Origin of the sequence: Bacillus cereus group sp. BfR-BA-01523 (assembly GCF_022662615.1) — a bacterium.
GTDB classification, from domain to species: Bacteria; Bacillota; Bacilli; order Bacillales; family Bacillaceae_G; genus Bacillus_A; species Bacillus_A mycoides.
In genome coordinates this window covers 1-14,166 of sequence record NZ_JAKUDX010000005.1, presented here as the reverse complement: position 1 = coordinate 14,166, position 14,166 = coordinate 1, and the positions used below count along the sequence as shown (strand labels likewise).

Here is a 14,166-nt window from a genome sequence, read left to right as displayed (position 1 = left end):
AATCCCCCTCTCGTCTGTTGTCTTACTTCGTTCCGAATAAACGGTCACCAGCATCACCAAGACCTGGAACTACATAACCATGGTCATTTAACTTCTCATCTAATGCCGCTACATAAATATCAACATCAGGATGCTCTTCCTGCACTACTTTTACTCCTTCTGGAGCAGCTACGATACACATTAATTTAATTTGCTTTGCACCGCGCTTTTTCAGAGAATTAATTGCTTCAGCCGCAGAACCACCTGTTGCTAGCATCGGATCTAGTACGATAAAATCACGCTCTTCTACATCCGTTGGAAGTTTCACATAGTATTCTACCGGTTGCAATGTTTTAGGGTCACGGTATAAACCAACGTGTCCTACTTTTGCTGCTGGAATTAATTTCAGAATTCCATCAACCATTCCTAAACCTGCACGTAAAATCGGAATTAAACCAAGTTTTTTACCAGCGATCACTTTTGTTGTCGCTTTGCTTACAGGCGTTTCAATTTCAATGTCTTCAAGTGGAAGGTCACGAGTAATCTCGAAAGCCATTAAGCTTGCTACTTCGTCCACTAATTCACGAAAATCTTTCGTACCTGTATTCTTATCGCGAATATATGTAATCTTATGTTGAATTAACGGGTGATCAAATACATACAGTTTTCCCATGTGAATCTCTCCTTTAGATGATATTCATGCGTTTACACGCTTCTTTACACTATTTACGATTGTAAAGAAAACGCTACTAATATTCAAGGGCAAATTTGGCAAAATCATGATTTTGCGATGAATCTATCTAGTATCTTTACCAATTATGGGAGCTGTATCCTTCATTATATCGCCAAAATTTATTCATCATTTGTATACATACTTTAAAAATAATATATGTCCACAAAAAAGACTGCCAAAACAATTACGTTTCAGCAGTCTTTTTCAATCTATTATAGATCTGTATACATTGAGAATTTGCTCGTTAACGCTTCTACACGCTTACTTGCTTCTTCTAATGCAACTTCATTCTCATGATTTTTTAATGTATAAGCAATAAGTGCCGCAATTTCATCCATTTCTTCTAAACCGAAACCACGAGATGTTACAGCTGCTGTACCGATACGTACGCCGCTTGTTACAAATGGGCTTGCTGTTTCAAATGGAATTGTATTTTTGTTCACTGTAATACCAACTTCATCTAATACGTGCTCTGCTACTTTACCTGTAATTTCTAAGTTACGAACATCAATTAAGATTAAATGATTGTCTGTTCCGCCAGAAACAAGTGTAAGTCCTTCCTTTTGAAGGCCTTCAGCTAAACGATTCGCATTATTAATGATATTTTGTGCATATGTTTTAAAATCATCTTGTAGTGTCTCACCAAATGCAACAGCTTTTGCAGCAATTACGTGCATAAGTGGACCACCTTGAATACCAGGGAAGATTGATTTATCAATTTGTTTTGCAAATTGCTCTTCACATAAAATCATACCACCACGTGGACCACGTAATGTTTTATGTGTTGTCGTTGTAACGAAATGTGCATGTGGTACTGGGTTTGGATGTAAACCAGCAGCTACTAAACCAGCGATATGTGCCATATCAACCATAAAGTATGCGCCCACTTCATCTGCAATCTCACGGAATCGTTTGAAATCGATAACACGAGGATATGCACTTGCACCTGCAACGATTAATTTTGGTTTATGTTCTTTCGCTTTTGCTAATACATCATCGTAATTAATACGGTGAGATTCAGCATCCACGCCATACTCTACGAAATTATATTGTACTCCACTGAAGTTAACAGGGCTTCCGTGTGTTAAGTGACCACCATGAGATAAATTCATACCAAGTACTGTATCGCCTTGCTCTAAAATCGTAAAGTATACTGCCATGTTCGCTTGTGCACCAGAATGTGGTTGAACATTTACATGCTCTGCGCCAAAAATTTCTTTCGCGCGATCACGTGCGATATCTTCTACTACGTCTACGTGTTCACAACCACCATAGTAACGTTTTCCAGGATATCCTTCAGCATACTTATTCGTTAGAACAGAACCTTGCGCCTCCATTACTGCTTCACTTACGAAGTTTTCCGAAGCAATTAACTCGATCTTTGAACGCTGTCTTCCTAGTTCTGCCTCAATTGCAGCAAATACCTTTTCATCTTGACGTTTTAAATGATTCACCAAAATCCCCCTTTTCTGAACGAATTACATCAATTCCCAATAGTTTTTTCTCATTTATTCAGAAAAAACGAAAATTCAGGTTGTAATTCTTTCGAACCTTCATGTTTTCAACTACATTCTAACATGACTTTCTATATCATAAAAGAAAAAAAAAGACCAAAATTGGTCTTTTCTTTCTTCTATTATAAAGTCAGACCACATACCTTTTACCTTTCGATATACAGCTGTTATAAGACTTTATAATTTTTCATGTTTAACGGCAAGGAATAGCTTCTTCATTTGCCGCATAAACGGCACGTGCTCCACCTATTAGTTTCCCACGTGTTTTCGCCATCGTTACATGCGCACTTCCTATTTCTTTCACACTTGTACGAACCGGTACAGCTACATGCTTTAAATGCATACCGATAAATGTATCGCCGATATCCATTCCTGCATCTGCTTTAATAAACTCAATTACTACCGGATCTTTAAAATTGTGATACGCATACGTCGCTAATGCACCACCTGCTGATCTAACAGGCGTAACTGTTACAATTTCAAATTGATATTTCATCGCTACATCTCTCTCAACTACTAAAGCACGATTTAAATGCTCACAACATTGAAACGCCAATTCAATACCTGTTCTCTCTTGAAATTGTTTTAATTCAGAAAAAATCGCCTCTGCCACTTCCATCGTTCCTGATGTTCCAATTCTTTCGCCTAGCACTTCGCTCGTGCTACACCCCACTACAAAAATTTGACCACTTTGCAGCGTGGCTTGTTCTTGGAAATCAGAAAGCGACATTTGTAGCTGTTCTCTTACCTTTACGATTTCTGTCATTACGCCTCTTCCTTTCACAGGTTGGTTCACCAAATTATATTTCATACTACTTATAGTTAGAATCTATTACTTTGTTTCGTACGTTTTAATTTTTCCTACGCGGTTTTCGTGACGGCCACCTTCATAGTCAGTTGTTAGCCAAATTTTCGCGATATCACGCGCTAGACCAGCTCCAATTACACGCTCGCCCATTGCTAACATGTTAGTGTCATTATGCTCTCTCGTCGCTTTCGCACTGAAAGTATCATGAACTAATGCACAACGAATACCATTTACTTTGTTTGCTGCGATTGACATGCCAATGCCTGTCCCGCAAACTAAAATACCACGATCCACTTCACCATTCGCGACCATTTCTGCTGCTGGAAACGCAAAATCAGGGTAATCAACAGAACCAGCTTCACATTCACAACCTAAATCAATATATTCAATATTTAACTCTTCTAATAAATTTACAAGTTCTTTACGGATATTCATACCGCCGTGATCAGATGCTACTACTACTTTCATTTTTACCCCTCCGAAGTCTCAATCAATTATCTTCATTTCACACTCGCTACCTTAATGGAACAAAGTGATCTCCAATATCGTATTATACACGAAACATCAACCTTCTGAATGTTTTTTCAGTAAAGTTTGTACAAGTTTTTCCATCTCTTCTAACGTTTCTTTATAAATAGAAAGCGATCCGCCAAATGGATCTGAAATATCCTTACTTACACCCTCAGTTAATCCATATAATGTATCCAATTTCTTTTCAACACTCGGATAATGCCCAAGTACAATTTGCCTATGGTTTTCCGTCATTGTTACTACAATATCCGCCCAATCAACCAAAGTATCGTTTACCTGCTGCGCGGCATGATCGATTACAATTCCTTTTTCAGCTAAAGCTTCCTTTGCATGTACCGACGCATCGCTTCCAGGATAGGCGAAAACACCAGCAGATTGCACTTCAAATTTACCTTCTCCATAATGGCGAAGCAAAGCCTCAGCCATCGGACTACGGCATGTATTTCCAGTGCAAACAAATAACACCCGTTTCATCTAAACCCACCCCTTTTTTCTGTTTCCTACCATTTATCATAGCGTACATTAGAATAGAACAAAAGAAATGTGAATATACGAAAGGCGCATTTCTCTTATATTTTTTCTAAGAAAAATGCGCCTTATCCACATATATGTGAAACCCTATTTCCAAGTGCCCAAAGTATTTCACCATACATAATGAACACACTACAAAACAAAATAAGGAATCCATTTCATACGAAACGGATTCCTTTCATACAATAATTATTTCATTGTAACTTTCATTACTTCTGTTGAACCTTTTGTAGCTGTTACACCTACAGTTGTCTTAATAGACTCAGCTGCATCTGTGTTTGTAATAACGATTGGAGTAATTGTGCTTTTCGCTTTTTCACGAATTAATTCTAAGTCGAATGAGATTAATTTATCTCCAGCTTTTACAGCTTGTCCTTCAGAAACGTGAGCTTCGAAACCTTCACCTTCCATTTTTACAGTTTCTAATCCAACGTGGATTAAAATTTCTGTACCGTTTTTCGCTTTAATTCCAATAGCATGTTTCGTGTGGAATAATTGTACGATTTCACCATCAACTGGAGATACAACTACACCTTCAGTAGGATCGATCGCAACACCGTCACCCATCATACGACCAGCGAATACTGGATCTGGTACTTCTTCAATATTTTTCACTGCTCCAGTTAATGGAGCTACGATTGTTTCTTCATTTGTTTTTGAACCAAAACCGAATAATTTTTTAAACATAGGATAGTCCTCCTTATAATTTACCTAAAAGTTTATAGGGCAATCTCTATTCAAGATCGAAATACACGTAAGACTTCATACTTCGAATGTTATACTGTAAAAACGCTTTCGAAATAACTTATGCCATTACTACTAGACTCTTATTGTAGCGCCTCACAAAATTCCAGTCAATTCTGATTGTCTGAATAACAATGAGAAGTTAACTTCTACTTATATTTTCTCTTTTTTTACCCAACTTGTCTAGAGGTCTTTACTACATTTTGTTTTTTGTTGTTAATTTGTAAAATTTAATTCAAACTTTTTCCGAAATCCACTTGACTAAAGTAAGTAACTATTTTATCATTACTTACATAAGGTAAGTTAATAACTTTTAGGAGGTTTTTTTAAATGATGGATTTCGGTCTTCTTATTATTCGTCTTATTATAGGTATTACATTCATGGGTCATGGCGCTCAAAAATTATTTGGGTGGTTCGGCGGTTACGGTTTAAAAGGAACAGGTGGCTGGATGGAATCAATCGGTTTACGCCCTGGTGTATTCATGGCATTTATGGCTGGCGCAACTGAATTACTAGGTGGTTTCTTATTTGCATCAGGTATTTTCATTGCAGTTGGTTCATTATTTATCGTTGGAACAATGTTAATGGCAATCTTCACTGTTCACGGAAAAAATGGTTACTGGGTAACACAAAACGGATATGAGTATAATTTAATGTTAATCGCTGTTGCTGTTGGTGTAGCTTTAATTGGCCCTGGTGCTTACGTTTTACTTTAATCATTTATCTTGGATTTGAGATACCTATTCAAAAAAGGCCTACTTCAGTAAAATTTGAAGTGGGCCTTTTTTACGTAGTAATACAAAAAACGTCAAAAAAATATTTTTTCAGCAGGAGTTTCCCACTAGTATCTTGTAAACAAACAATAAGTATTCATATTTAGAAAGGGGATTACAACATGTTATCCATTAATCCAAACGAACAAACCGAAAAAGATAATTACAAATTACTAACAGGAAGTATTATTCCACGTCCTGTTGCATTCGTTACTTCTGTAACTAAAGATGGTGTATTGAACGGTGCGCCATATAGTTATTTCAATATCGTCGCTGCCAATCCACCACTTATCTCGGTTTCAGTACAACGAAAAGAAGGAAAACCAAAAGACACTTCCCGAAACGCAATCGAAAAAGGGGAATTTGTCGTACATATTTCTGATGAGTCTTACGTAGAAGCGATCAATGAAACAGCTGCCAACCTACCACCCGATGAAAGTGAAATCGAATTAGCAAAACTAACACCGATCGACAGCGATGTCATTTCTGTACCAGGGGTGAAAGAAGCAAACATTCGAATGGAATGCATATTAGAACGCGCTATACCGCTCGGCGGAACCGACGACTCGCCAGCTTGTGACCTACTAATCGGCCGCGTCGTTCGCTTCCACGTCGCAGAGCACTTATACGAAAACGGCCGAATTCACGCCGAAGAACTAAAACCAATAAGCCGCCTAGCAGGACACAACTACGCAAAACTAGGAGAACAATTTGAATTAGTGAGGCCCATTTAAAGGCGGAAGCGGCTCGTTCAGAATAAGAGGGGGATGGAGCTCCTGACGTAGAGGCGCTTTTTGCCTCGCAGGAAGGCGCGAAGCCACCGACCATTCTAGCCGCTGGAGCTGGATAGATCTAAAAGCGGAAGCGGCTCGCTCAGAATGGTTCTTCCTCACAGAAGATGCTTTTTATCTTCTCGTGGGGAAGGTTCTTAGACTCAAGGGCCTAGGAGGGGGAGCTGGATGCCACCGAAAAGCTCCAGCTTCATCACTCAAACATACCCCCCCCGCTGAAAGCGGGGGATTTTTTATCGTAATTCTTCGTTCTTCTCCTCTAATGCCGGGAATTTCTCTTTTTTAGATCTACCAAGCTTTATTACAAAGAAATATAAGGAAAGTAACGTAATAAGGAAAACAATTAAAAACGGGTACGGAGAATAAAAAGTACGCGCCGCCTCCGATTTTCCTGCAACAAACTTCAATGACTCAATATCTAAAAACTCAGCAAACATTTGTACACCGAGCATACTGAACCAAAAAACAAAAAAACTAATAATAATGCCAAAAACTTGCTTCAATCTCGTCATTCATCTCATCCTTTCTATATTTGTAATTTTTTAGTGTGATCAATATAGTACAAACGAAACTATGCACAGAAAGGAACGATCTCACCATTCACGAATTAACTTAATCCAACCTAACATCGAAATTTGCAAAATAATACCCCAGATTATTAGCCTTCTTAGCCATCTAGGAAAGAAGGTTAAAAACTTAACATACCATTCCAATAACTTGTTCATAATTCCCTCCTATATAAAATTATATAGGAAAAAGGAGATATAATCCAAATCCAACCAGAATGATACCACCTACTATTTCACCATATGTACCAAGCATATTTTTGGCATGCCTACCGAGCAATAAACCCATCCACGCCAGTAACATACTTATTAGTCCGAACAATAATATCGTAATAATTGTCTCTGCTCCGTAAATTCCAAGACTAAGACCTACTGAAAAACTATCTATACTGACACCAAATGCAAATACAAATAAACTAATTCCAATTGGAGCAGTTCTAGTCTCTTCACTTTCTAAAATAGACGAATATACAATATAGAACCCTAGCCCAATTAATAAAATAGCTCCTGCAAAATTCGCGACATCCCCATACTTCTCTGATAGAAAACGTCCTAGTACCATTCCGATAAATGGCATAATAATATGAAATATCCCAATCGTCATACCTATATAAAGGATTTGTCTTAACTTTAATGTTACCATCCCCATACCGAGGCTCACTGAAAATGCATCCATCCCCAGGGCAAATGCCATAATTATTAAAGGTATTAATTGTTCAAGTGTCATTCATATCCCCCCTCGGACGTGCTACTTCACAATATGCTTATCCGAGGAAAAATATTCTGTTTGCTAAAGGTACATTATCATTCAGTGATAATATGATGTCCCGCAGCTTTTGTTAAACGATTCATAATTGCATTTCCTATGCCTTCATTCGGGAATGATTCACTAAAAATAACATCTACCTCACTTGCATCAAACGTTCTAAGCACATCATATAACTTAGTCGCAACGCTGGCTAAATCGCTTCGCACACCACAAGACAATACAACATCTGCACTATACACATGTTGATACTCTTCGGTCGTTAATACACCTACTTTAAATCCTTCTTTCTTTTTCTCATCCACAATACGTTGAATAAACTCACGGGATCCTTCAACAATACTAAGTGGCGCTTTCGGTGCATAATGTGTATATTTCATTCCAGGCGATTTCGGTTTTTCTTTCTCATCCTTTAAAGCTGGATCTAAAGAAACATTTCCTATTACTGCTTCCAATTGTTCCTGCGTAATCCCACCAGGACGTAAAATCGTCGGAACTTCGCTCGTACAATCAATTACAGTTGATTCAACACCTACTCCTGTCGCCCCGCCATCAACAATACCAGCAATTTTCCCATTTAAATCTTCATACACATGAGAAGCTAACGTTGGACTTGGGCGTCCTGAACGATTCGCACTCGGTGCCGCAACAGGCACGTTTGCCTCTTCAATAAGGGCGAGCGCTACTGGATGATCCGGCATCCTCACTCCGACTGTATTAAGTCCTGCCGTAACCCTCTCTGAAATCCCTTTTTTTCTCGGTAAAATGATTGTTAATGGTCCTGGCCAAAAATGCTCCATTAACTTTTCTGCAACCGGCGGAATTTCTCTTACGATACCATCTAACTGAGATTTTGTTCCTATGTGGACAATCAGTGGATTATCGCTCGGTCTCCCTTTCGCTTCAAAAATTTTCGCTATCGCTTCATCATCCATTGCGTTTGCTCCTAACCCATAAACCGTTTCCGTTGGGAAGGCCACCGCTTCATTTTCTCTTAATAATCTCGCTGCTTCTTTTAATTGTGGATAATATTTTTTTCTTTCCACAACATTATCCACAACCCACATATTTGTATGCATTTTTTCCCACGTCCTTTTCTACCATGAAATACTTGTCTATTTTTAGTTTACTATGAGATTTATCCAAAAGACAAACAAGGTTTATCCACAAAATGTGGATAAACCTTGTTAATCCGTGGATAACTTTGTGAATAGCTGACAATTTAGTATTATTGCATTTAGCTCTTTTATATTTTTACAAAAGTGTTCTAACTGTCGAATTTCCTCTGGCACTTCCTCTTTCTCTATAATGACAAAGTTAAAAAACTGAAAGATGGTCACAGATTGTGGATGATTTGTGAGTAAGTACAATTGTCGAATATCTTTTTCTTTCATATACTGCAAAAACATCTCGAAAAAATATAAGAAAGTCTGTTTATCCACATTAGGTGTGAATAAACAAGAACGGATAAGTGCATTTTCTCCACTTTGTTCATATCCAATTACCGCTCGTATTTCTCCCGCCTCTTCCAAGATCATAAATTGTGCGTACAACTCATTTATTTTATCATCTTTTTTATTAGCTTGTCCGAAAAAAGAATGTAATCTTTCTACATCTGCTTTCGTAGCAAAATACACGTTCTTCATAGTAAATCCCTCCTCATTGATATATATGAGGAAGGATTTATTAATAGCACTATTTAGAGAATAAAGATGTAAAAGCTTCGACGATAAATAATTTAACCTCTGGTTTCTCTTCCTCTTCTACTGTTACATACTCATTTTGCTTTTCTTGTTTTTGCTCCACAGGTTTCTCCACTTTTTCCACAGTTTTTGTTTCTACTTTTTTTACAGGCTGTTCTTCTACTTGTGTTTCGTGTTTTACTACTTTCTTTTCAGAATCTGTTACTTTTTTTGCGACTTCCTGCTTTACAACCTTCGTTTCTTTCACTTTACCCTCTTTCTTCTCTGGTACATCCACTACTTCCTCATCTTGCTCCTTAACTTCCCCCTCCTCAGGAGATTCAGCCTTCACAACATGTTCTTCTTTCCTTACAGCTGTACCACTTGAAAAATCTAAGAAACACATCGGTGGAAATAATACACACCACCAGTTTGCACCTTCACCTTTTCCAATTGTAATAAGTACCGCTTCATATTCTCCTGCCGGATAAATAAAATTCCCATATACCTTTGTAGGAAACTTCACATTCTTACCGAATTTCACTTGAAACGCCTCTTTACTTCCTTCTCTTTTCAGCGTATTCGCCACTGTCTTTTCAATTTCAGGAATATGATTTTGAATTACTTTTCGAGCTTCTTCAAATGACGTTAAATCCGCTACCCATCCATCAATTTGCGCTTTCACTTCATCACGTACTTTACGTTTTAATGCCTGATCTTTATCGGAATCACTATTAGCTAAAATACGTAATCGAACGGCCTCTTTCGGAATAACAGTAGGCCCTTTTGCATCAGCTTTCATATATCCAAACTGCACAAGTAACTGTGCACCAATTAATAATAAAAGAAAGTAAGCAATAACTTGTTTTTTCATTTCCTCCACCGTCCCCTCTAAAAACAGTGTGGACAGACTTTCATCTTTCTAAACTATTAAATTCAAAATCTATATGAATTTTTGTAACTAATCAGCCACTCTATGAAAAACCGACAGAAAAACATTTTTTTAAATAGACGAGAGGGACTGGCTATTTACAGGAGCGGTCAGGGCCTTTTCCTGCCACGCGCAAAGTTTTAAAACAAAGAAAGCTAGCAAAGTGTATGTCCATTTTTATCTTCGTGGCAGCAATCTATATGCTGAAAAATGAAAATAACTTTCTATAGGTAATAAGAGGCGTATTTTCTCTGGAATAATACCCCTTACCAAAATTCTAAATAAAATGTATGGCTGAGTAGTTACGAATTTTTCATACAAAAAATAGAGTAAGGCTTATGCCTTACTCCATCTCTGCAAATACCATGCGATCTTTTCCATTAATATCAAATACAACTTCAACTTGAGCGCGCGGGAAAGTTTGCTGTAATAATGCTTTCACATCTTCACCTTGCCCTACACCAATTTCAAACGCCACAATCGCCCTTTTCTGTAATACATTCGGCAATTCTTCCATAAAACGACGATAGAAATCTAGTCCATCTTCACCACCAACAAGCGCACGCTTCGGCTCATGCTCCTTCACAACAGTAGAAAGACCACGCCAATCTTCCTCTGGTATGTACGGAGGATTGGAAACAACAACATCTAACTTCTGACCTGTTTCATAAAACGGAGACAGTAAATCGCCGTGATAGAAAGTTACATCCGCCCCTAAAGTTTTTGCATTTTCTTTTGCAACTTCAATCGACTCCTGTGCGATATCTACTGTATACACATGAAGATTTTTATTTTCTAAAGCGAGCGTAATAGAAATCGCTCCACTACCTGTTCCAATATCCGCTATGTGAAGCTCCTCATTACCGAAATGGCGCTCAATTCTCTCTAGCACTCCAACTATAAGTTCCTCTGTTTCCGGTCTTGGTATCAATACCTCTTCATTTACAAAGAATGATCGGCCATAAAACATTTCATAACCGAGCATATATTGGATCGGAATACCTTCTACATGGTTGTGGATAAATTCTGCAAAACCTTTCTCTTGTTCCGCAGTTATTTCTTCACGCATATTCATGAGCATTCCGGTTCTGTTTGTCTTTAATACATGACAAAGGACAATTTCTCCCGCATTTTCATCTCGTCCATTTTCCTGTAAAAAAGAAGAAGCCCATTTCAGGGCTTCATAGACACGCATTACTCAGCTGCCTCCATCTTTTGCGCCTGATCTTCCATCACTAAGGCATTGATGAAATCATCTAACTTACCTTGTAGGATTTGATCTAGCTTTTGAATCGTTAAACCGATTCGATGGTCTGTAACACGGTTTTGCGGGAAGTTATACGTACGAATACGCTCTGAACGATCTCCCGTACCAACAGCTTGTTTACGGTTTTGATCATACTCAGCTTGCGCTTCTTGTCTAAATTTATCATAAACACGTGCGCGTAATACTTTCATCGCTTTTTCTTTATTCTTAATTTGTGATTTCTCATCCTGACAAGATACAACTACACCAGTCGGTAAATGTGTTAAACGTACCGCTGACATCGTTGTATTAACGCTTTGTCCACCAGGACCACTAGAAGCAAACGTATCAACACGAACATCTTTTTCATGAATATTAATTTCTACTTCTTCTGCCTCTGGTAGTACAGCTACAGTTGCTGTAGATGTATGAATACGTCCACCAGATTCCGTTTCAGGAACACGTTGTACACGGTGAGCACCATTCTCGAATTTCAGCTTCGCGAAAGCACCTTTACCATTAATCATAAAGATAATCTCTTTATATCCACCTAACTCTGTATAGCTCGCTTCGATAATTTCAGTTTTCCAACCTTGCACCTCAGCATAACGGCTATACATACGATATAAATCACCAGCAAATAAAGCTGCCTCGTCACCACCAGCAGCGCCACGAACCTCAACGATAACGTTTTTATCATCATTAGGGTCTTTTGGAACAAGTAAAATTTTCAGACGTTCTGATAATGTTTTCTCTTGTCCTTCTAATTCAGAAACCTCTTCTTTTACCATATCACGCATATCAGCGTCTAACTTATCTTCTAACATTGCTTTTGCATCTCGTAATTGCTCACGAACATCTTTATACTCACGGTACACCTCTACCGTGTCCTGAATATCAGATTGCTCTTTTGAATACTCACGAAGCTTATTTGTATCGCTAATAACCTCTGGGTCACTTAACAATTCATTCAACTTCTCATAACGATTTTCTACAGCTTGCAAACGATCTAACACACCATTCACCTCTACATCCTAGTATCTAATACAAATAGTATATGGTACTTAATCAAAAAAACGCAAATTATATTTAAAAGCGCAGGTGGCTTGTTCAGAATCGCAGGACATTGGAACTCTCGGCCTTGAAGCGCTTTTGCTTCGAGCGAGAGAGTGAAATGGCCGGAGATTCTTGCCACCAATCTTCATCTATTTTCGAAAAAAACCCGCTCTACATAGCGAGTTTCACTTATCTTTGTTTTGTAGGTACTGCATGACAATGACGACAACGTGGTTCATACGATTCTGAAGCCCCAACTAAAATAATTGGATCATCAAATGCCGCTGGTTCTCCATCGATTAAACGTTGCGTACGACTTGCAGGAGATCCACATTCAGAACAAACTGCCTGCAATTTAGTTACATGTTCAGCAATCGCCATCAGCTGAGGAACTTGTCCAAATGGTAGACCACGGAAATCTTGGTCTAATCCAGCTACAATGACACGATAGCCACGATTTGCCAATACTTGCACCACTTCCACAATGTCCCCATCAAAAAATTGTACCTCATCGATTGCAATAACATCCATTTCTTCTGTTACATGGTTAAATATATCTTTTGAAGCTGAAACAGGAACTGCTTTAACCTTTAATCCATTATGTGATACAACATCTTCTTCACTATAACGATTATCAATACATGGTTTAAATACAATCGCATGTTGTTTCGCAAATTGTGTACGGCGTATACGGCGGATGAGCTCTTCTGATTTCCCAGAAAACATACTCCCGCAAATCACTTCAATCCAACCATTTTGATTCATTAAGTACATTGAGCTCTCCTTTCATCTACTTTCCTAATCCAAAGTAGGGTAAAGGTTTAATATTTTCGCAAAAAAAACAGACAAGCGAATACATACACTTGCCTGTTTTATGTTCTTTATTACTTGATGCCGTATTTCTTATTGAAGCGGTCAACACGTCCGTCTGCAGTAGCAAACTTCTGACGTCCAGTGTAGAATGGGTGAGAATCAGAACTGATCTCAATTTTTAGTAATGGATAAGTGTTACCATCTTCCCACTCAACAGTTTCGCTAGAGCCTTTTGTAGACCCGCTTAAGAATTTGAAGCCAGTGTTCGTGTCCATAAATACAACTTTATTGTAATTTGGATGGATTCCTGCTTTCATTCTTTTCATCTCCTTCCGCCCTGAATCATTTTCGAAACAGAGTTTTTCATCTTCAGCTGCTTACACAACTATATTGATGAAACACATATGATGAAATTATAACAAGGCTAACTCCATTTTGCAACTACCTGTTTTTGTCTTTTTAAAATTAAAAGTGGAGGCGGCTCGCTCAGCTCTGACTGGCTAAGGTTCTCTCGCACAAAAGGTGCTTTTTACCTTGAGTAGCGGAGGTTCTTAGACACGAAGAGCTAGCCGCCGGAACTGGATATCAATTAAAAGCGCAAGCGGCTCGTTCAGAATCCAGGTCACTTCAAGCTCTCGACCAAGAAGCGCTTTTTGCTTCGACCGAGAGAGCGAAATGGCCGGAGATTCTAGCCGCTGGAG

At 38.4% G+C, this 14,166-nt stretch carries 18 protein-coding genes; 2 read left to right on the top strand and 16 right to left on the bottom strand.

What is annotated here, in order from left to right; all coding sequences use genetic code 11:
- Positions 1-22: 22 nt before the first annotated feature.
- The 6 genes from upp to MR066_RS14725 all read right to left on the bottom strand — a co-directional run bounded on the left by upp (position 23) and on the right by MR066_RS14725 (position 4,783).
- On the bottom strand, positions 23-652 hold the full coding sequence (upp, locus tag MR066_RS14750) for a uracil phosphoribosyltransferase (protein ID WP_000517533.1): 630 nt from the start codon (positions 650-652) through the stop codon (positions 23-25).
- Positions 653-924: 272 nt separating this feature from the next.
- On the bottom strand, positions 925-2,166 hold the full coding sequence (gene glyA / locus MR066_RS14745; RefSeq protein WP_242247572.1) for a serine hydroxymethyltransferase: 1,242 nt from the start codon (positions 2,164-2,166) through the stop codon (positions 925-927).
- Between the two features lie 253 nt (positions 2,167-2,419).
- Complete coding sequence (locus tag MR066_RS14740) at positions 2,420-2,992, bottom strand: TIGR01440 family protein (RefSeq protein ID WP_002130064.1); 573 nt, start codon at positions 2,990-2,992, stop codon at positions 2,420-2,422.
- Between the two features lie 66 nt (positions 2,993-3,058).
- Positions 3,059-3,502: a ribose 5-phosphate isomerase B gene (gene rpiB, locus MR066_RS14735; RefSeq protein ID WP_002089748.1), complete on the bottom strand. Its 444-nt coding sequence runs from the start codon at positions 3,500-3,502 to the stop codon at positions 3,059-3,061.
- Between the two features lie 96 nt (positions 3,503-3,598).
- Positions 3,599-4,039 carry a low molecular weight protein arginine phosphatase gene (locus tag MR066_RS14730; RefSeq protein ID WP_242247571.1) on the bottom strand — a complete coding sequence of 147 codons (441 nt, stop codon included), beginning with the start codon at positions 4,037-4,039 and terminating at the stop codon, positions 3,599-3,601.
- A gap of 246 nt (positions 4,040-4,285) precedes the next feature.
- Positions 4,286-4,783: a PTS sugar transporter subunit IIA gene (locus tag MR066_RS14725; RefSeq protein ID WP_002016294.1), complete on the bottom strand. Its 498-nt coding sequence runs from the start codon at positions 4,781-4,783 to the stop codon at positions 4,286-4,288.
- Positions 4,784-5,170: 387 nt separating this feature from the next.
- Here MR066_RS14725 and MR066_RS14720 point away from each other — a divergent pair, with 387 nt between their 5' ends.
- Complete coding sequence (locus tag MR066_RS14720; RefSeq protein ID WP_219300826.1) at positions 5,171-5,557, top strand: DoxX family protein; 387 nt, start codon at positions 5,171-5,173, stop codon at positions 5,555-5,557.
- A gap of 179 nt (positions 5,558-5,736) precedes the next feature.
- The gene (locus tag MR066_RS14715; RefSeq protein ID WP_242247570.1) at positions 5,737-6,348 is read left to right on the top strand and encodes a flavin reductase family protein; all 612 of its coding nucleotides are present in this window, start codon (positions 5,737-5,739) and stop codon (positions 6,346-6,348) included.
- A 290-nt stretch (positions 6,349-6,638) separates the two neighbouring features.
- Here the strand turns inward: MR066_RS14715 and MR066_RS14710 are convergent, their stop codons facing one another.
- The 10 genes from MR066_RS14710 to MR066_RS14670 all read right to left on the bottom strand — a co-directional run bounded on the left by MR066_RS14710 (position 6,639) and on the right by MR066_RS14670 (position 13,782).
- Positions 6,639-6,917, bottom strand: coding sequence for a DUF3935 domain-containing protein (locus MR066_RS14710; RefSeq protein WP_002034899.1), 279 nt, complete (start codon positions 6,915-6,917; stop codon positions 6,639-6,641).
- Between the two features lie 81 nt (positions 6,918-6,998).
- On the bottom strand, positions 6,999-7,130 hold the full coding sequence (locus MR066_RS27210; protein WP_001037634.1) for a hypothetical protein: 132 nt from the start codon (positions 7,128-7,130) through the stop codon (positions 6,999-7,001).
- Between the two features lie 19 nt (positions 7,131-7,149).
- Positions 7,150-7,698 carry a manganese efflux pump MntP gene (locus tag MR066_RS14705; protein ID WP_113936188.1) on the bottom strand — a complete coding sequence of 183 codons (549 nt, stop codon included), beginning with the start codon at positions 7,696-7,698 and terminating at the stop codon, positions 7,150-7,152.
- Between the two features lie 77 nt (positions 7,699-7,775).
- A complete protein-coding gene (locus MR066_RS14700) occupies positions 7,776-8,816 on the bottom strand; it encodes an L-threonylcarbamoyladenylate synthase (RefSeq protein WP_242247569.1) in 1,041 nt (346 codons plus the stop codon).
- Positions 8,817-8,924: 108 nt separating this feature from the next.
- A complete protein-coding gene (locus tag MR066_RS14695; protein WP_002016300.1) occupies positions 8,925-9,383 on the bottom strand; it encodes a GNAT family N-acetyltransferase in 459 nt (152 codons plus the stop codon).
- Positions 9,384-9,432: 49 nt separating this feature from the next.
- Positions 9,433-10,293, bottom strand: a complete 861-nt coding sequence (gene spoIIR, locus MR066_RS14690) for a stage II sporulation protein R (RefSeq protein WP_242247568.1) — start codon at positions 10,291-10,293, stop codon at positions 9,433-9,435.
- Positions 10,294-10,693: 400 nt separating this feature from the next.
- Positions 10,694-11,545 carry a peptide chain release factor N(5)-glutamine methyltransferase gene (gene prmC, locus MR066_RS14685; RefSeq protein WP_242247567.1) on the bottom strand — a complete coding sequence of 284 codons (852 nt, stop codon included), beginning with the start codon at positions 11,543-11,545 and terminating at the stop codon, positions 10,694-10,696.
- On the bottom strand, positions 11,545-12,612 hold the full coding sequence (gene prfA / locus MR066_RS14680; protein ID WP_002139009.1) for a peptide chain release factor 1: 1,068 nt from the start codon (positions 12,610-12,612) through the stop codon (positions 11,545-11,547). The genes prmC and prfA overlap by 1 nt, the downstream gene beginning before the upstream one ends.
- A 229-nt stretch (positions 12,613-12,841) precedes the next feature.
- Positions 12,842-13,426, bottom strand: a complete 585-nt coding sequence (locus MR066_RS14675; protein WP_002016305.1) for a thymidine kinase — start codon at positions 13,424-13,426, stop codon at positions 12,842-12,844.
- Between the two features lie 110 nt (positions 13,427-13,536).
- Positions 13,537-13,782, bottom strand: a complete 246-nt coding sequence (locus tag MR066_RS14670) for a type B 50S ribosomal protein L31 (RefSeq protein ID WP_000643447.1) — start codon at positions 13,780-13,782, stop codon at positions 13,537-13,539.
- Positions 13,783-14,166: the final 384 nt, after the last annotated feature.

Bases quoted from the DNA above. Each gene is read 5' to 3' on its own strand.
- MR066_RS27210 (WP_001037634.1), bottom strand. From the start codon at position 7,130: ATGAACAAGTTATTGGAATGGTATGTTAAGTTTTTAACCTTCTTTCCT.
- MR066_RS14715 (WP_242247570.1), top strand. From the start codon at position 5,737: ATGTTATCCATTAATCCAAACGAACAAACCGAAAAAGATAATTACAAA.
- MR066_RS14670 (WP_000643447.1), bottom strand. From the start codon at position 13,782: ATGAAAGCAGGAATCCATCCAAATTACAATAAAGTTGTATTTATGGAC.
- rpiB (WP_002089748.1), bottom strand. From the start codon at position 3,502: ATGAAAGTAGTAGTAGCATCTGATCACGGCGGTATGAATATCCGTAAA.
- upp (WP_000517533.1), bottom strand. From the start codon at position 652: ATGGGAAAACTGTATGTATTTGATCACCCGTTAATTCAACATAAGATT.
- MR066_RS14720 (WP_219300826.1), top strand. From the start codon at position 5,171: ATGATGGATTTCGGTCTTCTTATTATTCGTCTTATTATAGGTATTACA.
- MR066_RS14725 (WP_002016294.1), bottom strand. From the start codon at position 4,783: ATGTTTAAAAAATTATTCGGTTTTGGTTCAAAAACAAATGAAGAAACA.
- MR066_RS14675 (WP_002016305.1), bottom strand. From the start codon at position 13,426: ATGTACTTAATGAATCAAAATGGTTGGATTGAAGTGATTTGCGGGAGT.
- MR066_RS14705 (WP_113936188.1), bottom strand. From the start codon at position 7,698: ATGACACTTGAACAATTAATACCTTTAATAATTATGGCATTTGCCCTG.
- MR066_RS14710 (WP_002034899.1), bottom strand. From the start codon at position 6,917: ATGACGAGATTGAAGCAAGTTTTTGGCATTATTATTAGTTTTTTTGTT.
- MR066_RS14740 (WP_002130064.1), bottom strand. From the start codon at position 2,992: ATGACAGAAATCGTAAAGGTAAGAGAACAGCTACAAATGTCGCTTTCT.
- MR066_RS14695 (WP_002016300.1), bottom strand. From the start codon at position 9,383: ATGAAGAACGTGTATTTTGCTACGAAAGCAGATGTAGAAAGATTACAT.
- prmC (WP_242247567.1), bottom strand. From the start codon at position 11,545: ATGCGTGTCTATGAAGCCCTGAAATGGGCTTCTTCTTTTTTACAGGAA.
- MR066_RS14730 (WP_242247571.1), bottom strand. From the start codon at position 4,039: ATGAAACGGGTGTTATTTGTTTGCACTGGAAATACATGCCGTAGTCCG.
- spoIIR (WP_242247568.1), bottom strand. From the start codon at position 10,293: ATGAAAAAACAAGTTATTGCTTACTTTCTTTTATTATTAATTGGTGCA.
- MR066_RS14700 (WP_242247569.1), bottom strand. From the start codon at position 8,816: ATGCATACAAATATGTGGGTTGTGGATAATGTTGTGGAAAGAAAAAAA.